The organism is Intestinimonas massiliensis (ex Afouda et al. 2020) (assembly GCF_001244995.1).
GTDB classification, from domain to species: domain Bacteria; phylum Bacillota; class Clostridia; order Oscillospirales; family Oscillospiraceae; genus Intestinimonas; species Intestinimonas massiliensis.
On the sequence record NZ_LN869528.1, the window covers coordinates 158,875 to 181,692 of the forward strand.

At 62.6% G+C, this 22,818-nt stretch carries 32 protein-coding genes; 1 reads left to right on the forward strand and 31 read right to left on the reverse strand.

The annotated features are described in order from the left end of the window. Nucleotides 1–13: 13 nt before the first annotated feature. The 17 genes from BN2154_RS00950 to BN2154_RS01025 all read right to left on the reverse strand — a co-directional run bounded on the left by BN2154_RS00950 (nt 14) and on the right by BN2154_RS01025 (nt 12,400). Nucleotides 14–1,483: an N-acetylmuramoyl-L-alanine amidase gene (locus BN2154_RS00950; RefSeq protein WP_094762291.1), complete on the reverse strand. Its 1,470-nt coding sequence runs from the start codon at nt 1,481–1,483 to the stop codon at nt 14–16. Continuing rightward, nucleotides 1,476–1,787: a hypothetical protein gene (locus tag BN2154_RS00955; protein ID WP_050617011.1), complete on the reverse strand. Its 312-nt coding sequence runs from the start codon at nt 1,785–1,787 to the stop codon at nt 1,476–1,478. The genes BN2154_RS00950 and BN2154_RS00955 overlap by 8 nt, the downstream gene beginning before the upstream one ends. 64 nt (nt 1,788–1,851) lie before the next feature. After that, nucleotides 1,852–1,983 carry an XkdX family protein gene (locus BN2154_RS15010; RefSeq protein WP_094762292.1) on the reverse strand — a complete coding sequence of 44 codons (132 nt, stop codon included), beginning with the start codon at nt 1,981–1,983 and terminating at the stop codon, nt 1,852–1,854. 12 nt (nt 1,984–1,995) lie between these two features. After that, entirely contained in the window at nt 1,996–2,355 is a 360-nt protein-coding gene (locus BN2154_RS00960) for a hypothetical protein (RefSeq protein ID WP_050617012.1), read from the reverse strand. Between the two features lie 20 nt (nt 2,356–2,375). Further along, complete coding sequence (locus BN2154_RS00965) at nt 2,376–3,497, reverse strand: Kelch repeat-containing protein (protein WP_050617013.1); 1,122 nt, start codon at nt 3,495–3,497, stop codon at nt 2,376–2,378. Between the two features lie 11 nt (nt 3,498–3,508). Continuing rightward, entirely contained in the window at nt 3,509–3,841 is a 333-nt protein-coding gene (locus BN2154_RS00970; protein WP_050617014.1) for a hypothetical protein, read from the reverse strand. Between the two features lie 15 nt (nt 3,842–3,856). After that, nucleotides 3,857–4,843 (reverse strand): hypothetical protein, encoded by a 987-nt coding sequence (locus BN2154_RS00975; RefSeq protein WP_050617015.1) that lies wholly within the window; start codon nt 4,841–4,843, stop codon nt 3,857–3,859. Between the two features lie 12 nt (nt 4,844–4,855). Further along, nucleotides 4,856–5,119, reverse strand: coding sequence for a hypothetical protein (locus tag BN2154_RS00980; RefSeq protein WP_050617016.1), 264 nt, complete (start codon nt 5,117–5,119; stop codon nt 4,856–4,858). After that, nucleotides 5,116–5,400 carry a hypothetical protein gene (locus BN2154_RS00985; protein ID WP_195892283.1) on the reverse strand — a complete coding sequence of 95 codons (285 nt, stop codon included), beginning with the start codon at nt 5,398–5,400 and terminating at the stop codon, nt 5,116–5,118. Before BN2154_RS00985 ends, BN2154_RS00980 begins: the two co-directional genes overlap by 4 nt. A 47-nt stretch (nt 5,401–5,447) precedes the next feature. Continuing rightward, the gene (locus BN2154_RS00990) at nt 5,448–6,134 is read right to left on the reverse strand and encodes a hypothetical protein (RefSeq protein WP_050617018.1); all 687 of its coding nucleotides are present in this window, start codon (nt 6,132–6,134) and stop codon (nt 5,448–5,450) included. Next, on the reverse strand, nt 6,131–6,673 hold the full coding sequence (locus tag BN2154_RS00995; RefSeq protein WP_050617019.1) for a putative phage tail protein: 543 nt from the start codon (nt 6,671–6,673) through the stop codon (nt 6,131–6,133). Before BN2154_RS00995 ends, BN2154_RS00990 begins: the two co-directional genes overlap by 4 nt. Beyond that, on the reverse strand, nt 6,670–7,713 hold the full coding sequence (locus tag BN2154_RS01000) for a baseplate J/gp47 family protein (RefSeq protein ID WP_050617020.1): 1,044 nt from the start codon (nt 7,711–7,713) through the stop codon (nt 6,670–6,672). Before BN2154_RS01000 ends, BN2154_RS00995 begins: the two co-directional genes overlap by 4 nt. Continuing rightward, nucleotides 7,706–8,134, reverse strand: a complete 429-nt coding sequence (locus BN2154_RS01005; RefSeq protein WP_050617021.1) for a DUF2634 domain-containing protein — start codon at nt 8,132–8,134, stop codon at nt 7,706–7,708. The genes BN2154_RS01000 and BN2154_RS01005 overlap by 8 nt, the downstream gene beginning before the upstream one ends. Further along, nucleotides 8,131–8,391 (reverse strand): hypothetical protein, encoded by a 261-nt coding sequence (locus BN2154_RS01010; RefSeq protein ID WP_050617022.1) that lies wholly within the window; start codon nt 8,389–8,391, stop codon nt 8,131–8,133. Before BN2154_RS01010 ends, BN2154_RS01005 begins: the two co-directional genes overlap by 4 nt. A gap of 129 nt (nt 8,392–8,520) precedes the next feature. Beyond that, nucleotides 8,521–9,525: an XkdQ/YqbQ family protein gene (locus BN2154_RS01015; protein ID WP_242853658.1), complete on the reverse strand. Its 1,005-nt coding sequence runs from the start codon at nt 9,523–9,525 to the stop codon at nt 8,521–8,523. Beyond that, entirely contained in the window at nt 9,515–10,351 is an 837-nt protein-coding gene (locus BN2154_RS01020) for a LysM peptidoglycan-binding domain-containing protein (RefSeq protein ID WP_050617023.1), read from the reverse strand. The genes BN2154_RS01015 and BN2154_RS01020 overlap by 11 nt, the downstream gene beginning before the upstream one ends. A gap of 3 nt (nt 10,352–10,354) precedes the next feature. Continuing rightward, nucleotides 10,355–12,400, reverse strand: coding sequence for a tape measure protein (locus BN2154_RS01025; RefSeq protein ID WP_050617024.1), 2,046 nt, complete (start codon nt 12,398–12,400; stop codon nt 10,355–10,357). A 61-nt stretch (nt 12,401–12,461) separates the two neighbouring features. Here BN2154_RS01025 and BN2154_RS01030 point away from each other — a divergent pair, with 61 nt between their 5' ends. Then, nucleotides 12,462–12,665 carry a hypothetical protein gene (locus BN2154_RS01030; protein WP_050617025.1) on the forward strand — a complete coding sequence of 68 codons (204 nt, stop codon included), beginning with the start codon at nt 12,462–12,464 and terminating at the stop codon, nt 12,663–12,665. A gap of 29 nt (nt 12,666–12,694) precedes the next feature. Here the strand turns inward: BN2154_RS01030 and BN2154_RS15615 are convergent, their stop codons facing one another. The 14 genes from BN2154_RS15615 to BN2154_RS01095 form a co-directional block, all read right to left on the reverse strand. Continuing rightward, a complete protein-coding gene (locus BN2154_RS15615) occupies nt 12,695–12,844 on the reverse strand; it encodes a hypothetical protein (protein ID WP_154666612.1) in 150 nt (49 codons plus the stop codon). A gap of 29 nt (nt 12,845–12,873) precedes the next feature. Continuing rightward, nucleotides 12,874–13,299: a phage tail assembly chaperone gene (locus BN2154_RS01035; protein WP_242853659.1), complete on the reverse strand. Its 426-nt coding sequence runs from the start codon at nt 13,297–13,299 to the stop codon at nt 12,874–12,876. Nucleotides 13,300–13,657: 358 nt separating this feature from the next. Then, the gene (locus BN2154_RS01040) at nt 13,658–14,086 is read right to left on the reverse strand and encodes a phage tail tube protein (RefSeq protein WP_050617026.1); all 429 of its coding nucleotides are present in this window, start codon (nt 14,084–14,086) and stop codon (nt 13,658–13,660) included. Nucleotides 14,087–14,099: 13 nt separating this feature from the next. Next, entirely contained in the window at nt 14,100–15,167 is a 1,068-nt protein-coding gene (locus tag BN2154_RS01045) for a phage tail sheath subtilisin-like domain-containing protein (protein WP_050617027.1), read from the reverse strand. 1 nt (nt 15,168) lies between these two features. Next, nucleotides 15,169–15,618, reverse strand: a complete 450-nt coding sequence (locus BN2154_RS01050; protein WP_050617028.1) for a phage tail terminator family protein — start codon at nt 15,616–15,618, stop codon at nt 15,169–15,171. Between the two features lie 11 nt (nt 15,619–15,629). Beyond that, on the reverse strand, nt 15,630–16,121 hold the full coding sequence (locus BN2154_RS01055; protein ID WP_050617029.1) for a hypothetical protein: 492 nt from the start codon (nt 16,119–16,121) through the stop codon (nt 15,630–15,632). Then, nucleotides 16,121–16,675, reverse strand: coding sequence for a head-tail adaptor protein (locus BN2154_RS01060; RefSeq protein ID WP_050617030.1), 555 nt, complete (start codon nt 16,673–16,675; stop codon nt 16,121–16,123). The genes BN2154_RS01055 and BN2154_RS01060 overlap by 1 nt, the downstream gene beginning before the upstream one ends. Next, nucleotides 16,672–16,980 (reverse strand): hypothetical protein, encoded by a 309-nt coding sequence (locus tag BN2154_RS01065; protein WP_154666613.1) that lies wholly within the window; start codon nt 16,978–16,980, stop codon nt 16,672–16,674. Before BN2154_RS01065 ends, BN2154_RS01060 begins: the two co-directional genes overlap by 4 nt. 66 nt (nt 16,981–17,046) lie before the next feature. Further along, entirely contained in the window at nt 17,047–17,445 is a 399-nt protein-coding gene (locus BN2154_RS01070) for a hypothetical protein (RefSeq protein WP_050617032.1), read from the reverse strand. An 18-nt stretch (nt 17,446–17,463) separates the two neighbouring features. Then, nucleotides 17,464–18,756: a phage major capsid protein gene (locus tag BN2154_RS01075; RefSeq protein ID WP_050617033.1), complete on the reverse strand. Its 1,293-nt coding sequence runs from the start codon at nt 18,754–18,756 to the stop codon at nt 17,464–17,466. A gap of 15 nt (nt 18,757–18,771) precedes the next feature. Beyond that, a complete protein-coding gene (locus BN2154_RS01080) occupies nt 18,772–19,470 on the reverse strand; it encodes a Clp protease ClpP (RefSeq protein ID WP_050617034.1) in 699 nt (232 codons plus the stop codon). A gap of 114 nt (nt 19,471–19,584) precedes the next feature. Next, the gene (locus tag BN2154_RS01085) at nt 19,585–20,826 is read right to left on the reverse strand and encodes a phage portal protein (protein ID WP_050617035.1); all 1,242 of its coding nucleotides are present in this window, start codon (nt 20,824–20,826) and stop codon (nt 19,585–19,587) included. A 3-nt stretch (nt 20,827–20,829) separates the two neighbouring features. Further along, on the reverse strand, nt 20,830–21,066 hold the full coding sequence (locus BN2154_RS01090; protein WP_050617036.1) for a hypothetical protein: 237 nt from the start codon (nt 21,064–21,066) through the stop codon (nt 20,830–20,832). Next, the gene (locus tag BN2154_RS01095; RefSeq protein ID WP_242853683.1) at nt 21,063–22,817 is read right to left on the reverse strand and encodes a terminase large subunit; all 1,755 of its coding nucleotides are present in this window, start codon (nt 22,815–22,817) and stop codon (nt 21,063–21,065) included. The genes BN2154_RS01090 and BN2154_RS01095 overlap by 4 nt, the downstream gene beginning before the upstream one ends. Between the last annotated feature and the right edge of the window lies 1 nt (nt 22,818).

The following is a 22,818-nucleotide window of genomic DNA, read 5'->3' on the forward strand; positions in this document are numbered from 1 at the left end:
GTATGTACCTCCATCAAATCAAATTAAGCCGGTCCAGCACCACGGCCAGCTCCTGCCGGGCGACCGAGTCTGTAGGCCGGGTCCCGTCCAGTACGCCCTTGTTTTTGGCCTTCTGCCAGGCTGTAGCGGCCCAGTCGGCGGCGGGTATACCGGTGCCTTGGTCAGGTTTCTCCCTGCCGCACAGCGCCAGGAATGCCTCCCAGCCCCCCTTGGTCCCCCGGATGGTCCTGGGGCAGTCCTTGCCGTTCCAGTGGTTGTGCTGCACCACGTGGTCCAGGGGGATGCCGTGCTCACCCATCAGCAGCCGCACCAGAGCGGCGGCGTTGCGCTTGGCCGCCTCAAAGTCACCGCCCGCGTTGACACATATCTCGACGCCAATGCTGGTGGTGTTACCGGGCCCGTCTGCGCCGTCCCCGGCGTGATAGGCCGTCTCACCGTCAGGCAGGTGCTGGACAATGGCGTGGTCATCCACGGTATAGTGCCAGCTCACCCGACCCGCCTCGGCGCTGTCGCTCTTCAAGTATGTTCCGTGGGCCGCCGCATCCGCCGTGGCGGCTTTGTTGCCCGTCTCGTGGATGGTGATGTACCTGCGGGTGTTCACCCCGCCGGGGCGATTCTTGCGGCCCTTGGCGATGTAGTCCCGCTGAATGGCGACGCCGTTGTCCGTGGTCCGATCGGCCTCCTGGACGACGGGGCGCAGGTAGGCCGCATATACCCACCCCCGATCCGTCTGGGCCCAACCGTCCCGGAGCTCCAGGACGGTCACCATCGCGCCGTAGCTGTACCCGCCCATCTTGGGGGCAGTTTTGGCTGGAGCGCTGCGGATGTTCAGCCCAACCTCTGCCGTTACGATATAGTTACCCACGGGCTTGTCCTCCTTCCCATTCTTTCGGACGTAAACAACAACATAGTTGTGGACGTCGCGGTCGGACTTGATGGTCTTGCCGTTAAAATCGCACTGACTTGAGCCGCCGCCGTCCAGCATGAGGGCGCTCTCACATCCCAGCTCTGCCAACTCGTCCCGCAGAGCCTCCGGGGTCCTCGCGTCGCAGGTGCCGTCGCCGGAGACATACAGGGCAAGCGAGTCGTTCCGGATACCGATGGCCGTCCGGCCCCGCCTGCCGCCCATGTCCGGGTTGTACCGGGGCTTGGGGTTGGGTGTGCCCTGCCGGATCAGCTCTACACAGTTGATGTAATTGGCCTTGCCGCATGGCACCAGCCCCATGGCGATGTCGGGCCCCACATCCCAGGCGTAGCCCCAGTAGCTGTATGGGTCCTCGGCGTAGGTGTACCCATCCGAGCGCAGGTGCATCACCGCCTTTGCGCCGTAGTACACCCCGCCGTTGAGGACGTACACCTCGCAGTCCGGGTGGGCGCTGCGGGCCTCGGCCGCCACCTGGGCTAGAGTCTTTGTGCCCCTGGTAACGACGATGGCGATGCGCTCCACCCGGCTCAATGGGAGAGCTGCTATGTACTTACTCATCGAGGATCGCCTCGAAGGCCACCCGGTCGCCCGCCGTGAAGGCCGCGGTCAGCTCGGCGTAGTGGGCCTGGATAAGCCGGTTGGCCTCGTTCACAAAGTCCGTCCGGTCTTTGGGCTCCTGGAGCTGCGCCAGCAGGGGCAGCTTGTCCAGCCCCTCCATGCACTTATACTGCTTGCCACCGGGCCCCAGGCCGTTGACAAAGCAGGCGGCAGCGGTGCCCAGATCGCCTTCAAAATGGTCGCCGTCGGTCCGCTCCTCGCGGGCTACTTCAAAGATGTTCCACAGATAAGTCTTAGCGTTCATAATTTTTCCTTTCCGGCCAAATTGGCCTGTCCATATTTTTTGCGCGGCATGCGCCGCTTGTCTCCTAAGTGTAGCTCTCTCCGGTGATCTCCTGGTACTGCTCTTTGGTGATGACGCCCTTGCGGACAGCCATCTTTACCATTACAGCGTTCCACAGGCCGCGGTCGTAGTTTCTCTTGATCGTCTCAAAGTTCATTTTGCATCCTCCTTAAACAGTCTCGTCCGGCAGGCTCGCCATGACCTGGTATTCCAGTGCGGCGGCAATTCTTTCATTCGCAGTCGGCTCCGTGCTCGGTGCGTTCGCAGCATCCTCAAAGGCTTCGATGGCGGCCAGTTTGTCCTGGTCCGTCTCGCAGCTGGAAAAATCGCAGCCAGATTTGCCGTATATCTCTACCATCTGCCCCAATGTGCCGAAGAACGCGCCGTTGATCTCGCCGCCGGCGCACACCACTTTAATGGATTCGACGCCGGCCACGGGGTAGCGCTGTACCCACTGCTCTGGGGTCAGCACCTCTCCAATAGGTGTGATAATAGGGTCGATTTTGTTCCAAATTGCATATCTGCTCATTCTCAATACCTCTTTCTGATTTATGCCGCATATGCGTCCACTGCGGCGCTCGTATTGTACGATTTGGTTCCACACGTTCCGCCGCCGAACAAGGCGTAGCCACCGACCGCCGCCGCGGCCAAGCGCGTTCTGCCGCTGCTCAGCCCGGTTGGTATGGTTCGGGTCAAATTCTCGTCATAGGCGTTTACGGTATCGACATAGCCCGAGCCCCCTCCGAACAAGGCGTAATCTCCCACAGCCACAGCCGCCAGATCATACGCTCCATAACTCAGGCTGCCGGGCAGCGTCCGGGTCAGGCCGGCGTCATAGGCGGTCACAGCGGCAGCCCCAGACCCTCCTCCGAACAGGGCGTGGCCGCCAACCGCTGTTGCCGCCAGCCTGTATGTTTTTTCGCTCAACGCGTCCGGCGTGTACCTCGTCAGGCTGGCGTCGTAAGCGTTTACGGTTGCATACTTGTAAAACGTATCGTCGTTCTTCTCCCAGCAACCCCCTCCGAACAAAGCATAATTGCCGACTGCGGCCGCCGCCAGATCATATCTCGCCACGCTCAATGCGCTCGCGGACGACCTCGTCAGGCTGGCGTTATAGGCGTCTACGGTGCCTTTTGCGACAGTGCTGCTAAACTGCCCTCCGCCGAACAAGGCGTAGCCGCCGACCGCCGCTGCGGCCAACCATCTTCTTTCTATGGATAGCCCTGACGGCGCGGACCGGGTGAGGCTTGCGTCATAGGCGTCTACAGCCGTACTTGGGCCAACGGGGCCATGCCCGCCGCCGAACAGGGCGTAGCCGCCGACCGCCGCCGCGGCTAGGCCGTATCTTGCCTCGCTCAAGGCTGCGGGACGTGTCCGGGTCAGGCTTCTGTCGTAGGCGGTTACGGTTCCGTTGGAGCTGCTTCCGGTCAGTAGCCCACCGCCGAACAGGGCGTGGCTTCCGGTCGATGCCGCAGCCAGGCTCTCGCTGGCATTGAGCAGCGAGTCCACCGTACCGTAATATTCAAGTCCATCGCTCCAACACGGTCTCGCCACGCCGCCAACGCCGATGTATGCTTTCTTGATCTTGCGGGCCTTGCCCCCGATGCCGATATAGCCCTTCTTGATCTTCCGGGCTATACCACCTACGCCGACATAAGCCTTTTTCGCCATCTCAGCTCACCTCACTCATAAACGAAATAGATGCACCCGCTGGTGAGGGCGCTGGAGCCTGCCGTCAGATCGGTCGTTCCCGCCGCGATGCCCCTGGCCATATAGGTCCCGTAGCTGGTGTTGGAGCTACTGACCTTGGTGGTGCGGTTGTTTATGGCGCTCATCAGCGATGACAGTGCCGTGTAACCCGTGCCGCCCCGCGATGCGGGGAGCGTCCCGCTGGTAATATCCGATGCGCTGTGGCTGTGTACTGCGGCCGCCTTCCCGGCCAGCAACGCCTTGAGCTGCGTCCACAGGTATTGCAGGCCGTTTTTCCCGAGCAGCTTATCGGTTGTTCCCGCCATAGTGATTCCCCCTTATCAGCTTGCGAGGATCGCATCGATCTCCGCATTGGTCACAAACTCCAGCGTAAAGCTCTGTCCCAGTGGGTCCCATGCGCGGCCAGTCCAGCCGTAGTTCATGTTGTCCTCCGCCACGTCCCACACGTCGCCAACGGTGTTGCCGCTGCCCGGCAGATCTGCATAGGAAGCCACGCTGCCTTTGTATCGGTAGACGCTGGCGAGATCGCTTTTGAGGGCATAGCTGCCTGCGTCCGACAGGGCAGCCACCGTGGTTGGGACGGTAATGTTCACTGCCTTGCCGGAGACGGTCTGAGCCGCACCATTGACCTTGATGGCTTCAATCACGTTGGCCTGTGCGCCGGCGGGTGCGTGGGCCGCCTGGCTGTGGGTGTAGGCGGCGTCATAGTGAGATTTCAGCGTGTCCGTCAGGTCATTGGTCACCGTCGGGATTGCTGGCTTGCCGGAAAGGTCACTGTAGTTTCCGGTAAAGGCCACTGGTTTCAGGTCCGCAAAAAACTTTGCGATCTTGCCCAGGATGACCGTCAGCGCCTCGCCTGTGGCGATGTTCACCCGGGAGGAAGCAGTTGTGAAGGCGGGCTTGATGTTGGTGCCGTCCGCCTTTCCGTAATGGCTGGGCGCCTGTCCGCCGAGCTGGGCGGCATTGTCCACCACTCCATCGTTGTCTGCGTCATAGGCGGCCTTCATCATATCGCCGTAGCCCAGCGCGCCCATGTTGTCGCTCAGGGCCTTGATCTTCCCATCCAGGACCTTGCCCTGGTTGGCGGACAAAGCATTCGCCGTGCTGGCGGAAGTCAGACTGTCCTCCACGGTAGTCTTGTTGGCCCCTTCCGCGATCCCGGCCAGCTTGGCCTTCTCCGTGTTGGTGTAGTCGTTGGCGGACAAGCCCTTGCCGTCCACCTTGTCCACCTTACCGGCCAACTTCACCTTGAGATTCTGCCAGAAGTACAGCAGCCCGTTCTGGCCCACTGCTTTTTCCGTTGCCATGCTGATCCCCTCCTAAGTCTCCAGTATTTTTTGGATCTCCAGATTGCTGAGAAAACCGCCGCTCTCCAGCTTTCCCTCCAGCGTTTCCTTCAGTGAGGCAATGGCGGCAATTGGATGCTGCTCGGGCGCGTCCCGGTTTTTCAGCTTTGCGTGGTCTTGCTCGGACGGGACCTGAACCACATCGCGCAGCGCGGCGCCGAGTTCTGTGTCGCCCGAGCCTTTCATTTCCACGGGAAAGGCTTGACTGATGTCCTGAAACGCGATGTCGATTTTCATGGCAGCCTCCCGTCCTTCAGGATGCGGCCAACGGGTGTCCGGAAGATCTCGCTCGCCATGGACACTGCGCCGCACCGCACCCGGAGTTGGATCTCAACGTCCTGGCTGCTGTCCAGTTTCAGGGTGTCCTCCTCGGATAGCGTCAGGCTCAGATCGTTTTCCGTGGCCACGCAGTCCGTAAGTGCTTTCTCCAGCACCACCTGGGTCTGCACTCCGTACCGGGGCTCCCGCTGCGCAAACGCGATGCTGCATGTGTCGATCTTCTCACATGCAAAGGGCAACGTAAAAATGAGTGTCGGCGTTGTTCCTCTGTACATCCGTATCGCCCCTATTCGTACACAAAATGCAGCGTCCCTGTCGCCAGGGCGGAGCTCCCCGCCGTCAGGTCCTCGGTGCCATAGCTGTAGGCTGGCGCCGCTCCCAGATTGGTACGGGCCGCCGCCGCGGTAGTCGCCCCTGTGCCGCCCCTGGTCACCGGCACCGTGGGCAGTCGGGCCGCATCCAGCGTCCCGCTGTTGATGTCCCCGGCCCCATGCTTATGGGCCGAAGCAGCCGCCCCTATGGCCGCCGGCGTGATGGGATCGGACCCGCTGCTGCCGTGTGTGGATGCGTGGGCGGAAGGCGTAAAAGAGGACGGCTTTCCGGTGATGGTGCTCCAGGCGTGACTGTGGGCGGCCGCCGCGTAAATCGGGTCAAAATAGGTCTTCAGCACGGCCTTGATCCGGCTCCACAGCACCCGCTTGGTCTTGCCGCCGTCCGCGCTGTCCACCAGCGGGAGGCTGTCCCCATCCGCCGGCGTGGCCTTGGCCGCATTGTCCCTCAGCGGGGGCTCGTAGTCCAGGTCCGGCAACTGTTCCGCCGGAATCGTTCCGTCCTCCCCGAGAGAGGCTTTCCCATCCTCCAGCGCCTTCAGCGCGGCGTCAATGGCGTCCATGTTGGGATTCATTGCCTGGGACGGATCGGCGTAGTCCGCGTCCTCATATTTCTTCAGTTTATAATTGGTCGTTTCTTTCATGAGATGGTCCCCCCTCGCACGTCGGCCCAGGTGCGGCTTTTTAGCCGGCTCCAGGTGTAGCCCTTCACATCGCCCCAGGTCCGATAGATGATGACGTAATCGTAAGCCAGATGGGCCGGCTTGATTTCTTCAATGGCGGCGGTCAGGTCGTCCAGGTTGGGCGGGATGCCCAGCGTTCCGGTAAATTTGATCTCGAAACGGTACTCCGCCGGGTATTCCAGCACATCCACCGCCCCGTTGGAGAAGCTCTCCGCCACGTTCTGGATCATGGCCACGGTGGTAGTTCCCTGCCCCCTCAGCTTGGACAGGATGCGGGTGCGGCGGTACTCATCCGGCCGTTCCAGGTCTGTCTCCAGCCCCAGGGATTTCTCCCAATAGGCCAGGCCCCAGGTTGCCTTGGAGACGTCAAGCTGGTCGATCAGCCCGCCCTCCGCCGTCCACAGCGCCTGCGTCTGCCGGTCCAGCGCACCCTGAAGGGCCGACACCTGGGGGCTCCCGGCGTAAAAGTCCGGCAGATAGGCGATCAGCTCCCGGCTCATGTCAGGGTCACCTCCCCCAATGCCGGCACCTGCTCGGCCCCGATGCTCACGTTCCCGGTCCCGCCGTTCAGGGTCAGGCTGGTAAAGTCCAGCACACCGGGAAGGCTCAAGAGAAGGTAAGCCACCTGGTTATACCGCAGGATGCTGGTCCGGAAGGCCAGCGTCTTGAGATAGGCGTCCAGCTCGGATGCAAAGACCGCCTTTACCTCTGGCAGGGTCGTACTGCCGTCCAGGGTGAGCTTGGCGGCGACGTGGATGGGCAGGCTTTGGGCGGCGGCCACCGTGACGGTGGCCCCAATGGGCCGTTCCTCTTCGATGTGGGCCGCCGCAGCCGCTACGATCTCCGAGGAGGCGGGCTCCATGTCGGCGTCCACCAGCACCACCTTCACCGTGCCCGCCCCATTCCAGAGCGGGAAGATCTTCGCGCCGCCCACGCCCGCCACCTCCATGGCCCACTGCTCATAGTGATAGGCATTGCCGGAGGTGGCCTGACGGCTGCGGAAGTCCCGGATGCGCTCGTACAGCGCCGCGTCGCTCTCCTGGTCCGTGCCGCCGGTGGCGGAAGCGTTGGTCCAGGCGGACAGAGCCGTCATAGTCGTCACCATCCGGGTGATGGCTCCGGCCTCCACGTTGTACGCGCTTCCGATCTCTGTGGCCTCCGCCGTGCCCGTGTCGCTCCCGCCGGTGAGCAGGACGTCCTCCAGCAGGGCAAATTCCAGCCCCTCCAGGGTGAGAAAAACCGTCCCCGCCGGTATCGTGGACCCTGCCGTGCCGGTCAGGGTCATGGTGCAGCGGGCCCTGGTGCCTGGCTTTCGCGTGATGCCGTATTTGGCCCCCTCCAGATCCAGATACCCGCCGGCGCTTTCATCCGGGAAGGCGATGGAGATCACCGCGTTCATGGCCTGGTAGACCTTCCAGATCTCCACCGCCGCCGGGCCCGCCATGGAGTCCAGAAAGCTCCCCTCCCGGGTCTCCAGGCTGTCTCCCGCCTCGGCCAAGATGGCCGCCTTGATGCTCTCAGGTGTGATCGACTCAAACAACTGCGCTCACCTCTCTCGTGCCGTATACCGTGCGGACCGTGCAGGCGATGGACAGTGCGCCGTCGGCAAAATCCACCGTGACCGCATCCACGCCGCTGATGTATGGATTGATCTCCAGCGCCTCCCGCACATAGCGCTGGGCCTCCGCCTGCTTCAGAGCCTCGGTGTAGGGCTGGCCGATCAGGTTCTCCAGCTCCGTTCCAAAGGCCCAGGAGTAGATCTCATGCCGGAACCGCGGGGTGTGCAGGGCCAGCCAGGCCCACACCGCCACCGCCTTGGCCCCCTCTACCGTCACCGGCTCCCCCTGCCGGAATACCGGTAGGTTTCGCTCATAGTCCCATTGGACCTCCCGGCACAGCGGCAGCTCCGTCTCCACCGGGGCCGCCTCCGGCTGCACCACCGGAAAAAGCTCCCGGCTCATACGCTCACCGCCTTACATAGGATGATATAGCGCTGCGCCTCCTCGATGGGGAGCAGCACCACCAGGTCCCCCGCCCCCAGGCCATAGGGCAGCAACTCCGGCGCGGCCAGCAGGTCCTCCCGCTCCTGTGTGGTTCCTTCGGCCACCACCCGGCAAGGCTGTTCGGGGGCCTCCCGGCTGGGCCAGGAGCTCACCGTTCCAAGGCAGAGCCCTCCGGCCCCGCCGCCGTCTCCCTGCAAAGCCTTTGCCAGTTCCATGTATGGATTCCCTTCCATATCGTCCTCACAAACTCCATTCCGCTTCGCCCGCTCATTTGCGGGCGTCCGCTCCATTTCGTTGTTCGTCCTCTCCCCCGAAAGCCGATCCGCGGCTTCCCGGGGCGCCCCCTAAGCATCCGGCAGTTTCCCTGCCTCCCGCTCGTCCATGAGGCTGCGGAAATTAAGCACTAATTTTGTGGTGTACGTCCCACCCTTCCAGATGTGGGTGTCGCTGTCGATCCAGCACAGGCCGTACAGCCCTGTCACCGGCTCCTGAAGCACCACGCAGCTCCCGGCGATCAGGGCCGGATTGCCCCGCACCTGCACCGTGATCTTCTGCTCCGGGGCGTTGTCCTCCAGCAGCTTCCTCGCCTCGGCACTGGCGTCCTTTCCGCGGCTCTCCGTGATGGTGCTCTGAAACACCCCGTACCGGGTGACCGAGGCCCCGTCCTGGATCGGGCCTCCCCTGGCCGTGCCGTTCTTGTCCAGGATCTGCACCCGGTTGACCAGGCGTTCGATGCTGTCCGTGGCGGTCAGGCGGATGAGGTTGGCTCCGGGCCGGATCACCAGGGTCTCATCCCCCTGCTTTTTCTCAATGGCCTCCAGGGCCTCGCCCCGGAACCGTACCAGATACCGGCCCCCGGTGGCGGCGGCGGCCAGGGTGTAGGCCGTCTGGATGATCTGGTAGAGGCTCACGCCGGGGAAGTTCCGGCTGATTGCCTGCCCCGTCTGGGCCAGGCGGCCTACCGCGATCCCGAAGTCGGCCGCGACCCGCTTTGTAATGGCCTCCGGGGTCTGGTTGCGGAATTTGTAAGACGCCTGATTCCGCTTGAGGAACAGCCCCCGGTCCGCGCAGGAGATCTCCACGGTGTTGGACAGGGTGTCCCGCTGCCGGGAGAAGACAAAGCCGTCAAAGAGCGGCTCACCGCCCCGATAAAACTGGACCCGGCTGCCCGGCGGGCAGTCTAGGGCAGGCAGCCGCCCGTCCTCGCTGCTGCACGGCAGCGGAAAATCCAGCGTCCGGGCCGCCTGGTCATAGCTGCCGCCCCAGGTGAAGCTCTGGCACAGCGCCGTAGCCCCCCGCGTCCCGCCCCCCGGCGGCGTCAGCAGCAGTCTCAGGTCCTCACTGGCCACCGAGTATCCCTCCCCCGTTCAGGTGGGACTTCGCGGAATCGAACGCCTTCTTGAAGTCCGAGTGATTGGCGACCTGCACCGCGTCCTCCTTGGAAAGCTGCACCCTCCACCGCCGGTCGTTATCGTCGTAGCGGGTCTTGGTCGCCGTGGCTGCCTGCCGGGACCGGGACGGCGCGGCCGCCGCCGGCAGCTCCTCCCGGGCGGGCAGCCGCAGCACCTGGCCCGGATGGATGAGGTCCGGGTTGGCGATGCCGTTGGCCGCCGCCAGCCGGCCGTAGAGGGAAAAGTCCCCGTAAAACCGCCGGCAGATGGCGCCCAGGGTGTCCCCCGCCTGTACCGTGTAGGTGTCCGACCGCTCCGGCTCCGCCTCGGCGCTCCGGTTGGCGTTCCCAGTCTGGCTGGATTGCACCGTGTCCGCCTCCAGCGCCCGATAGCCCCGCAGGGGTATGGTGCAGTACAGGTCTCCCGTGCCGTCCTGCTCCCGGTAGCGGATGGGGTCCAGGAGCACCGCCGCGTTGACCGGCGTTCCGGACACCACGAAGCGGAGCACCGTCCCCGCGTCGCTCCACTTCTCCAGCTGCTCCAGATAGACCCATGGATTGGTTCCCGCCCCCGGCTGGAGGAAGGGATAGGCCTGGGCCGGAAGCAGGCACTCCAGCTCGGTGTCCAGCAGCACCGGCAGGCCGGGCAGATTCACGTCCCCCACCTGTTGCATGGAGATGCTGTTGGCCTTCCGGCCGTGCTCGATGTCATAGCCCTTTGGCGTCACCGGCAGCACCAGCTCCCGGCCCGTCTCCGTGTCCTTGAAAATGAATTGACGTGGCATAGCTTATCCCCCCAGTTGGACCGCACGGGCCACCTCGCGGGCCACCTTCTGCGCCACCCGGTCCTCCATAGCCGCGTCCGAACCATAGAAGCTGTTGCCGGTCACCGTTACCTGCACGGTTGGACCGCCCCGCTCTTCCGCCCGGGCCTGGGACGCCGTCAGCACCCGCTCCCCCTCGTGGAGCAGCGCCGGGAAGTTGTCGTAGGGCACCCGGTTCAGGCCCACGGCGAAGCTCCCCGGGTCTGTGTCAAAGTAGCTGTTGTTGCCTCCGTCGCCAAAGGCCTCCCAGGCGTCTCGGATCGCGGTGGCCTTCTTGGCTAGCTCTATGCCGTCCGCGATCCCTGCGGCAACCCCCTTACTGAACCACTGTCCGCGCTCATAACCGGCGTCCCAGTAGTCCTCGTTCATGGCGGTGTCGGCCCGGATTCCATCCACCAGGGCCTTCTCCGCCGCCAGCGCCTCCTGGGCCCCGTCGCTGGCGTTATACTCATTCATGCCCTTTACTTTAGCCTGCATGAGGATGCGTCCCATCTCGGCGGCGTCGTCCGCCGCCTTGGCCTTCTGGTAGTCGTCGCTGGCCATGGCTGCGTCCACCGCGTCCCGGATATACTGCTCCTTGGCGTTCTCCAGGCTGGCCTGCCAGGCCCCGATGGCCCGGTTGGCTTCCTCCTGCGCGTCCCCGCTGGTCCCGGACAGCCAGTCGATCTGGTCCTGCAAGCCCTTGTTTCGGGCCTCGTTGTAGCCCTCACCGTAGGCGTTCTGCATCTCCTGCTCCATGCCCTCCAGGGTGGAGCTCAGGCCGGAGAAGGTCCTGCTCTGCTCACTCATGGAGCCCGCAAAGCTGTCCGTCAGGGCCTGCAGGATGATCTCCACGGCCTCCGTTCCGGCGATCTGTCCTTTGGAGATCATATCGTAGATCTCTCCCTGGCTCTTTCCCTTCGCCTCGGCCAGCATCCCTACCGCGCCGATGCCACGGTCATTGAGGATGTTGAGGTATTCCAGGGTCGTCTTGTCGCTGGACTTCATGCGCCCCAGCGCCTGGGCTACCATAGTCATATCGCTGGTGGACATGCTGAGGGCTGCGCCGGTGTCCCCGATGGTCCGCAGCACGGGAAGGATGCCTTCCGCCCCGTAGCCATAGGTGGCCAGCGTCTTGCTCATGGCCGTCAGGTCATCGTAGAGGAACGGCGTGGTGTTCGCCATAGTGACCAGCTCTTCCAGGTAGCCTTTCGCTACGCTCCGGTCCTTGAACAGGGTGGAGAAGGAGATCAGGTCCGTTTCCCGCCTGGCCGCGATGGAGGAACCGCTGGTGATGTCGCTGTCCCGCTGGGCGAGCTGGCTTTCTGCTGCCTCCTGCACGTAGCTCTTGAAGGCGTTGTCGCGGGCTCCCCATATCTCTGTTCCTCCGGAGATGAGCCCGGATATTCCCCCAATAGCCGCTCCCGCAGCCACACCGGGCACGCCAAGCACCGAGCCCATGAGAGCGCCGGAGGCGGCCCCCTCCAGGGCTCCGCCAATGGTGCTGGCTACCAATCGGGCCTCTGGCTCTCCGATGGCGCTGCTCAAAACTATGCTGGCCGCGCTGGCCGCTGAGCCGCTCAACATTTTCAGAATCCCGGAGTCTCCCAGTTTCTTCCTGAGTGTGGCAGTTTCGCTCCCTCCCTGATTACCGGCCTTCCGCTGCTGGTCCATCAGGGAGCCCAGCGCCTTGTAGTTACTCTTCATAGCTGCCTCAGACTCCCGGAGCTTTCGCTTGTATTCCTCCTGTTCCTCAATAGCCTTATCCAATGCACCCTTGTGGGCCTCGTCTTTGTATTGTTTTAACTCCTTTTTTGCCGTTTGGACCGTCAGGTTGGCCTGTTCCAGCTTCTTCCGGTAGTCCGTGGTCTCCTTGGACAGCTTATCCTGTGTCTTCGAATATGCAGCCGTCTTCTGCTCCAGCTCCTGAAGCTCCTTACTGAACGCCTTCGTCTTTTTCCCGATACCGCCCAGGGGCGACGACACCTTGTCGATCAGGGACATATAGATATTGATGCCGTCTTGCGGCATAGGCTCACCTCCAGTTGACTTCTGTGGAAAACTTGATATAATTACATCGGAGGGGTTTGATGTGAAACGATTTCTAGCCGATTTCCGGGTTGTGAGTCATGATCATCTTCTAGTTATCTGGGTCTTGGCGATCTACGCTCTGGTCATTGCGTTATTTTTCGGTTTTGTCGGTTGCATGTCTTCTTATGATGGACTCATGGGGTTTGCCGCTCTAATTTCCCTTGTTTGGGCTATCTGGGCCAGCTTCCCGCCCAAAGAAGAATAGCTCCGCCGCCCCTCTCCGGGGCGGCTTTTTCATGCCCGGGGCCGCAGGAAGGGGCAGCCCGGCGGCGGGCCGTGCTCCGCCTCGTAGGACGCCAGCGCCAGGACCAGATCCCGCTCCCCGGGGGACATCCGGGCGTAGTCCCCCGGGGTCCAGCCCTTCACGCGGAAGAGCCAGTACACGAGACCCAGCTCCGGGTCGCTGCCGTCCTCTAGGCGTTTTTTATCTCTTCAATGGTGATGGCCCGGTAGCCGCACAGCTTCTCCACCGCTAGGCTGAGGTCCTCGATCTCGCCGGGCAAAAGCATGGCCTTGACCGTCTCCGCCGGCGTCGCTCCGCCGAACTTGGCCTGCAGCGCCGGGTCCTTCAGGTTTGGCTCCACCACCCCCGCCAGCAGGATGTGGACGTCCCCGTCGTCCGACCGGCTCTCCTTCAGTTCAGACACCTTCCCATAGGGCAGGGCCCGCAGCGTGAATACCACTTCCTGCCCGCACAGCTCGCTCAGCCGCTTGACCTTGTAAGACCTGGTTGGGAGCTGCTTCTGCACATTGGGGATCTCCGGCTTCAGCAGCAGCTCCAGGATACTCGGCTTCTCCCCAGCGCCTTCCGCGGGGATCATGGTTGTATGCTCGCTCATATATGGTCCTTTCCCGGGGACGCGAAAAGCCCCCGCTCTGTCCTTCTTGACAAAGCGGGGGCTTGCCGGTATAATGGCCTTAAAAAGGGCGCTGCCGCAAGACGGTTAGCCCAACCTCAGATCAACCTAAGTTGACCGTTCGGGAGCCAGCCGAGCGGTCAACACGCTTTTATGGAGAGTATGTAGGCCACAAGGGCCAGACACACGCAGACCCGCAGAAATTGCTTTCCCAGGTGCCCCATTCCAGCATCACCCCCTTTCGCAAGGGAGTGGCTAACCGCCATTTTGCAACAGCGCCACGGTCATTCTACCGGATGCGCCGCGCTTTGTCAATTGCCGCCCGTCAGGGCGGCTTTTCTCATGCCTCGATGACGTCCAGGAACTCGTAGTCGGTGAAGGTAAAGGGGCACTCCACCTTGCCCACGCTCTTGGCCTCCCAGTCCGCCAGGGTCAGGTCGTCGAAGCTCACGTTGCGCAGCACCACCCGCTCCGCGCCGTAAGCGTCCGGGTCCTTCAGCTTGCTCACGATGGTAAAGCGCACGTCCCGTCCGTTGCGGATGTTCTCCCCGATGGCCTGTGCCATGCGGGAGGTGACCTTGTGCAGCCGGAGGGAGCCGGTGCAGTCGATGCTCGTCACCTTTTTGTCCGAGGCCATCTGCCCGCACAGGGCGATATCCTCCTTGTTGAAACTCGCCTTGGCCTGGAGCCCGTAGCACTCGGACACCTTATCGCCGTCCAGCCACACCTCACCCCAGGTGCCGGATACCACTCGTTTTGCGCTGTCCATAGTCCATTCCTCCTCAGATCGTGATATTCAGGTTGATGTCCTCGATGGCGTCCAGGATCTGGATGGATGCCTGCAGGAACACCTTGTCCCCGGTGTTGGCCTCCTTGATCTCCTGCTCGCTCAGCTTGGAGGTGTCCACGCCGGTGCTCTGGAGGTACGCCTCCTGGGCCGCCGTGTCGATGCCGACGCTGGAGCTGCCCGCCCGCAGGATGCCGGCCTGCTCCAGCGATGTCAGGTAACCCTTGATGGCGGAGATCAGCAGGCACTTGTTGTCATAGCTGTTGGCGTACTTGCCGATGTAGGAGTCCTGGGCCGTGGTGCGGATGTCCGTCTGGATCATGTCCATGACTTCCACCAGCTTGATTTTCTTCCAGGCGTCACCCTTGTCCTGCGTGGTGGTCTGCAGGGAGTTGACGCCCCGGCCCACCTTGACCTTCTCCCCGTCGTGGAAGAGGATGAACTTGCCCGCGTTGATGGCCGCATCCATCTCCGCCCTGGTCAGGCGCCCGATGTCCGACACCTCCGCCAGCGGCGCGTAGGTGCAGGAGATGGTCATGGGCGTCCCGGCGATCAGTCCCGCGATCCGGGCGCAATACTGCGCCGTGGTATACTTGCTGCTCCCCACCAGGATGTCGTCCGTGGTAAAGTTGACGATGGCCTCGCTGTCCGCCGCCTGATTGGGCAGCACCGCCTTGCAGATGGCCGCGTCGTTGGTCCTCCGGCTGGCAATCCAGGTCGAAATGGCCGTTGCCTCCGGCTCGCTGCAATTCGGGGGACCGGCCAGATAATCGAATACCTGGGTGGCCAGCCAGCTCAGGGCGTCGGTCAGCGCCTCCGCTTCCGCCGGCAGCACATAGACCAGCACCTTCCGGGGCGGATTCACGTAACCCAGAAAAGCCTGCTGAACATACGCCTGATTGGCAGCGCCCAGCGTGCTCGGGACCTGTGTGACGTTGGTGTAGGCGTGTCCGCCGTTTTCTTTGGCGTCCTTCAGGATCAGGGCCACCACGCCCTTTTCCGAGCGCTGCACGGCGCTGGCCGCCGTGGATTGGAATGCAATGTTGATATTGGGCAGTCCCATATCATGATTCTCCCTTCATATTGACATTTACTTCGCCCATCAGGGGCCAGTCCTCCCCGCCGGGCCGGTCGTCCTGATAGCTTAGGGTCAGCTTGATCTCCGCATAGTCAAAGAACGGCTCCCCCATGTTCCCTGAAATATGCAGATACCGGCCCCCAACCTTAAGGTATCCGACTGCAAGCAGCTCCTGCACGGCCATCATGCGCCGCCTTAGCTCAGGGATGTGGCTGTTGTAGTATTCGTCGGTCTCCACGAACGTTGTCACTACAAATTGAGCATTAATATCCACGCACTCAGAACTTGCGTCAGACATCTGAACAGCGCCAGCCTCTACCAGAAAAGACGGACGGACAAAATCGGTCGGGATTCTGTTCTGGTAGACGGTTTCGTCCGGGAAATATTCCCCGATCATCCCAGCCAGCGCCTCTACAACATCATTTATGTTGAGCATTGGAATCCTCCTTAAAGGTCAAATAAGTTTTCCAACCGGACTAGCACCTTCTCGGCTGCCCGCATGGCCAGTTCTTCGACTCTGAGTTTTGAAAACGAGTAGAACTGCCGGCCCGGAACAATGAAATCTCTTGAGCCCCATACCACTTTTTCAATATTAACTCTTGGTCGGTATCGTTTATCTCGTCCCGATGGTGGGCGGATGGGATGCCCCTTTTCCAGGTATTTTGTGATCAGCTTACTTGAGGCTGTTTTCCCTGATACCTTTTCGGACACAGGAGATACCGCGACATACCCGCCTCCCGAGCCTACCCGATAGCGCTGCCAATTCCGCACATGATATCGGTCGTCACGCACGCCTCTCTGGATGATCTGACGATCAACTTCTGCCTTGGCGGCCTTACCCATTTCTTCTAGGGCCAGCCTCTTGGCGTCCTTGACTTCGGATATCACATGCTGCCACCCATCAAAAAAACGGCTGAACTCCCCGTATTCAAGTCCCATCACAGGTCCTTCTTTCGCCAGAGCTCGTACTCATTCTTCGCCGGGTCCAGGGTGTGGGCGACCTGTACCACATGCGGCTCTCCGGCCACCTCCACCAGCCCGCCCCGCGTCAGCTCCACCGCCTTCGGCGTCACCAGCACATAGGTCAGGGTATTGGTCGCCATGGGCTTCTCCTGCTCATAGCGCAGGTATTTTTCGGTCAGAATGCCCTGAAAGGCCATGCCGGGAGCCGTCTTGTGGACGTCCGCCCGGCACTCCACCGGAGTCACCACTGCCGTGGTGGCCTGCAAGAAGATCCGCTCCTTCGGATTCAGCTCGGTCACATAGTGCCATTGCCCGCCCAGCTCGATGATATCGCCCGGGGACAGGCTCTGCCGTCTCAGGGTAAACAGGATAGTCCGGGCGGCCAGTCCGACGGAGGAGAAGATCGTCCTCTGTGCGCTTTCCTCTGCAGCCGCCCAGGCCCGCCGCAGGGGGACCCACATCCCGGCCAGCGCTCCGGCGCCCGGTGTCAGGATGCGCACCGGGTACCGGAGTCCGCGCTCGTCGATCACGATCCCTCACCGCCTTCCGCCTCAACGGTAGCTGTCGGCATGGACTTAAGTTGATTCAGCTTCATGCGGATGCCCATGTCCAGCGCCCTCCCGACGCCGGTTTCCTTGTCGCTGAAAGCAGGATCGAACGCCTGGAGCACCAAACCATTGACCACCTGATCGTAAGCGGCGCTATATACTGGGTCGCCTGCCCGTGGCGGAACATCCGCATAGTAGAGATAGGCCACGGCGGAGGCATAGTCTCCCATGATACGCTCGTCGTCCTCCGTCCAGGTCACGTGCAGGTAGGCTCTCAGAGAGAGCATCCTCGCCTCATCCGGCACCAGGGCCGAAGCATCCAGCGCCATAGGCTCACGTCCTTTCCGGGCCGGTCACGCCAGCAGGGTCCAGCCCGGCGCCGGCGTATACATGCCGCGGCAGTTGCACACGGCGGAGCAGATCACGGCGGAGGCGGAATCATGCTGGAACTTGACGCAGTAATAGGGGGCGTCCACTTCGGCGGAGACCACGGCGGCCACCTTGCTCATGGTCTCCGCCGCGGTAAAGCTGGTCTCGGCCACCTTTTTGGCGTTGGTCCCGGAGTTGTCATCTGCGGAATACAGGGCCACGGTCAGCTTCTTCCCGCTGGCCAGACTGGCCAGCAGGATGTGAAAGTCAATGGACGAGATTCCTTTGGCGGCGACGTAGTCGGTCGCGGTCTCCGTGCTGGCGGACACCGAGGCGGGCGCCAGGCAGCAGACGGTGGAAATGCGCTCAAAAATTCGATTCATTTCAAATTCTCCTTTCCATCAGGTCCGGGCCGCCAGCGTGACAAAGGGGCTGCGGGTCTTGGAGCTGTTTTTGATGGTCATGGGGCTGTTGATCTTGGGCGCGCCGTTGCACCGGAAGACAAAGCGGAAGCACTGCTGGTCGGTGAGGAACTCCACGTGGATGGACCAGTCCTGCTTGGCCGTGCCCTTGCGCAGCAGCATGTACTCCTTGGGGTCGATCAGCAGGATATCGCCCGCCGAGCCCAGGGCGCTGCAGCTATCCTCAAACAGCACCGGCTTGTTGAGCACCCGCTGCGTGTCAAAGTTGCCCAGGCCGCCTTCGGGATTCCAGAGGAACTTGGTCTCGCCGCCGCTGGTGATGGACAGGTAGGGGAGCTGTTCCTCCAGATCGGGGTGCATGACCCACACCAGCCGGTCCCGGTTCCGGGGCATGGACCGCGCCAGCATTTTGATGGCGTTATCGCCGGTGAAGGTGCCCGCGGTCTGTCCGGTGGTCTTAGCCACGGTGATGAGCGCGTCGGACTTGAGGATACCGGTCATCTTCCCCGCGCCGTCGCCGGAGATCACCCCTTCGGTCATCAGCCGGTCGGCCGCCAGGGAGAACGCATTTCCGAAGAATCCGGTCATAAAGGGAGCGTCCTGGAGCAGCTCGTCGGTGGCGTAGGCCAGGCCCATCATCTTCTCCAGATCCATGCGCACCTCCCGGAATTTGGGCTTGCTGGATGCGACGGTGTGGGCCTCGCTGACCCAGTACATCTGGATGCCGCCGAACACCGACTTGGACACGTCGGTCTCGTCCACCTGCAGCCAGCGGGCGGAGTTGGAGGCCGCGCCTACCGTATAGCTGTCCAGCCGCTGGAGCAGGGGGCTGTTCTGCACGGCGCTCGCCAGGATCTGCCCGGCAAAGTCCTCCTGCACGGCAAAGCCGCCTTCGGAGCCCACGCCCTCGTTGGCCCCCTTGGCTGCGTCCTGCACGATGGCCAACCGCTTATCCTGGATACCCTGGCTCTGCTGCTTGTAGATGGCCTGGAGCTGCTCGCCCAGGCTGGTAAAGGGGCAGGGGGCCTTTCTCTCATCCTTTGGGGTGACGCCCGTTTCATCCTTGGGGTCAGAAGGGTCGATGGGGTTCGCGTTTCTGCGGCTTTCCTCCGCCAGGGCCTCGTAGCTGGCGATGGAGGCGTTGATGCCCTTCATCTGGTCACTGATCTTGTTGATCTCCTCCGTGTTGCCCTCCTGGGCAAAGGTCTCGGCTTTGGCCAGCAGGTCCGCCTTCTGGGCCCGCAGGTCGTTGATCTTCTGGATAAAGTCCATAGTTCTCGGCTCCTTTCACATTTCTGCAAGCACCCGGGCCAGGGCCTGGGCGCATACTGCCTTGTCTTGTTCGGCGGCCCGAAGCGCCGCCACATGCTCTCGGTACTGCTGCCGCATGGCAGCGGTCAGGCGGATCTGCCGCCCGGCGGCGGCCAGCATGGTCCCCGGCCCCGGCGGTTCCTCCCCTTCCAGGGGCACGATCCCGTCGATCAGTCCATACTCCAGCGCCTGGGTGGGGCTGATCCAGATGTCTTTGTCCATCAGCTCCATCAGGTCCTCCCGGGGTTTGCAGCCTTTTCGGGCCGTATAGACCTCCAGTACGCAGTCCCGGGCGTTTTTGAGACCCTCAGCCGCAAGCTCCATATCCCTGTAATCCCCGTCCTGCTCCCCGATTGGGTTATGGTAGCACAGTAGGGCGCCTGGCTCACTCTGAATCTCACGGCATCCGGCCGCGGCCAGGGTGGCCGCCGATGCGCCGTAGCCCTGGAACAGGGCCCGGGTCCTGCCGGGATACCGGCGCAGCATGGAGCGGATCTCGTTGCCAACAGCCATCGATCCGCCCGGGCTGTTAATGAGCAGCGTGACCTCCTCTCCGTCGGCCTGCTCCAGCGCCTGTGCCACGTCCATGGGGGCGGTAATGTCCCGCCAACCCCACCAGCGCAGGATGTCTGTGCTGTCGTTGTCCCACAATTCGCCTCTGAGGGGGATATCCATAAGCATCTCTCCTTTCTGATCTGGTGCTGCCCGCGGCGGGCCGCGGGGGAAAAATCGCGGGCGGGTTCGCCCGGAGGTGGAAGCGGACGCGCCTTTGCACGGCCGCGGACAGCCTTACGGCTTGACCGGCTCCCCTGCTGTGCCGTTTACCACGGCTTCCAGGGATGCCAGGTTCTTGGTTGCCAGGAACTTCTGTCCCAGCCCACCTGGGATTGGGTCCTTCTCCTCAAAAGCCCGGCAGTCATCCGGGCAGTACACAGAGTTTTGAATCATCTTTTCATAAAAGCGGCTTCGACTCTCATTGTCGCCCCGCAGCAGTACCCCCACGTTAGCCCGCAGATACCAGCCCTGCTCCTGACGACGCCCGCCAATCAACTTGTAGCTCATTTCCTGCTCCCATGCCGTCACATGGGGCAACAGAGTGTTCTCAACAAAGTCAAGCTGCTGCTGCTCATTGGATTGGTAGCTTTGCTTTCCCGTCTGGAGCATATAGGCTGGGATGCCGGTAAAGCGGGATACCTCCTCTACGGAAAAGCTTCGGCTCTCGATATACTGGCTGTCCTTCTGGCTCAGGCCCATGGGGGTATACTTGTAACCACGGGTGAGCACTGCCACCTTGAAGGCGTCCTCCGCCCCGGCCGCATACCGGGTAAATTCCTTCTTGATCCTCTCCCGGCCGTCTTTCCCCAGATCGGCGTCCACTTCGACGATACCGCTCATTCGGGCTCCGTTTTGATAGAACTTACGGCCGTACATCTGGGCCGAGCCGTCAGCCTTGATGGTCTCCCGGGCCAGGTCCAGCACGCCCCGGCCGTGGACTCCGTCGTAGCTATCGAAAAACACGATCACGAGCTGGGACGGCGCCAGAGTGATGGAGAGCTCGTCCACCGTGAAGTCATACCAGTAGTGCCTCGCCTCCCCGTCCCATCGGATACGGCAGGTGGAGGCGTCCAGCGGGATGAGGTCCGTAATGCGTCCCAGCCCGTCCCGGACGATCCAGCCGTACCCGGTCCCATGCCAGAAAGCGTTGGATGCGATGATCTTCTTGCACAGAGCCGGGCTCATGCGCTCGTTGGCCCGAACCTTCAGCAGGTAGTCCAGCGCCTGGTCCGACTGCGGAATGCGGGCGTCTCCGTTCTTTTGGTACAGGCTGTACGGCAGCACGCTCATGGCCCCCGTATAGATGCGGTGTGCCGCCGCGATGGGAGACAGCCGCTCCGCTCCCGTCCGGCTGTCCGGGTACTCCTCGCCGGAGAAGAACACCGTGCGGAACCATGTCTGCACGTCGTCCCAAGCAATCTCCTGGTAGGATGCGCTGGCCTTGGGCCTCGCTCGGATGCTGTTGGACAAAAGCATGGCTTACCCCTTTCTCCCCCGGGCGACGATCCGAGCATAAGCGCCCAGGCAGACGCCCGCCACGCCGAAGGCTGCGGCGGCGCCCACGGCCAGTGCGGCCGCTGTGATCAGGCACCCTCCTGCGGCTACGGCCAGCAGATCGTCCAGGTAGGTCCCCAGCACGCGCGCCGCTTTTCCTCTTGCCCGCCTCCGCGCCTCACGGCGGGCGATCCTTTCCATGTCATACGGTTTTTCAGTCATAGGCTCCAATCCTCCTCCAGCTTGGCGGTATCAAAGCCAGGGCCGCTGCGCAGCTTGATCAGTGCGGCCGCCATGGCGATGATCCAGGCAACCGTGATATCGATCCGCCCCGGGCTTCGGTTTTTCATGGGCTTTGTGTTCTCATTGCCGTCGGTGGCGCAGCGTACATTGCCAAAGCACCAGCGGGCGCAGGTGTTGTGCTCGTGGAGCATCTCATGCTTGCGCAGCAGCCGCTCCACCTCCTTCATGCCCGGGGACATGCCCATCATGGTCTGAGGGATCTCAATGACCTCCAGGGGCCGCTCTCCTTCGCCGGCCTGCATCAGCCGCTGCGACAGCGTCCAGGACAGCGCCGGGTCAAGGCCCAGCGTTTCCATGCGATAATCCCGGGCGGCCTGCCGGATGGTTTCCTCCACCCGGTCGTAGTCGATGATATCGCCGGGGCATCCGGTCAAAAATTGCGCCCGTATCCAATCCCCATAGGGCACTCCGTCCCGCTGCTCCCGCCCCTCCAGGTCGTCCAGAGGGACCCAGGCCCAAAAGAGCGCCACCCAGGTCTCCAGGCCCTCCTGGGGCGGGAAGAGCAGCACGAAGGCCGTCAGGTCGGTGCTCTTGGACAGGTCCAGCCCGCCAAAGCACCGCTTGCCCCGCAGCCGCTTCCGGACTGCCGTCCGCCGCTCAAGCACAGACAGTCCCTGCCATTCCGGCCGGTTCCACTGTGTTTTGTCATAGATGGTCAGCGGCACCCAGCCTACTACCTTGGTAGAGATCCACTGATTGAGCCGAAGCCAGCGGAAGAGGCGCTCCTTAACCTCGCTTTTTTGGGCCGCCCGGGCCTCAGCCCGGAAGTCCCGGAGCTTCAGGTTGTGGCCCAGGCCCGGATTGCACAGGTACCAGAGCTGTTCGTCGTAGATATCCAGCGCAGCGATCCGGTCCGGGTCGTCGCCGGTGAGGACCGACAATCCGTACATGATGGGGCACCAGGCAGGGTCGTCTTCGTCCAGCTCCCGCTCGGGCCGGCCGGCGCGCCAGGCCAGGATGCGCCGGCACTGCTCGTGGATCTCCCAGCCGATGCTGGTCCGGTCCGGGTCGTCGCCGGCGGTGGTCAGCACGATCACCGCCTGCTGCCGCCGGGCAGCGTTGGAGCCGGAAATCAGTACGTCCCACAGCCGCCGGTTGGGCTGTGCGTGCAGCTCGTCGATGATGATGCAGCTAAAGGAATATCCATGCTTGGTCTCGGCGTCGGAGGAGTAGATCTTCATGACGCCGCCGTATTTGGTATGGATCTCCTTCCGGGAGTCCACCGCCCAGGCGATGGGATCATGCTCCGGCTGGCCCAGGCAGGTGTGCTCCACCATGTACTTGGCCGCCTCGTAGACCTGCGTGGCGTTCTCCTTATCCGAGGAGAAGACGCCCACCCGCGGTCTGGCCTCCCCGTCCCAGAGCAGATGCTTCAGGCCGAGGCCGGCGGCAAACTCGGTCTTTCCATTTTTCTTCGGCAGCTCGTCGTAAAGGAAACGGCGGTAACGGACCCAGGAGCCGTCCTCATCCTGGGTCTGCACCCCGTAAAACTGGGTGATGGCGTCCATCTCCCAGGGCTGAAGCTCAAAGGGCTTGCCTGCCCACTCGTTTTGGCCGTAGCACAGCAGGCTGAAAAAGTCCACCGTGTCCTGCACGGCCTCGGAGCTGTAGCGCAGCTCCGCTCCGTCGTCCGGGACGGGCACTTCTACGCCCGGGGCCAGGGTAAGCATC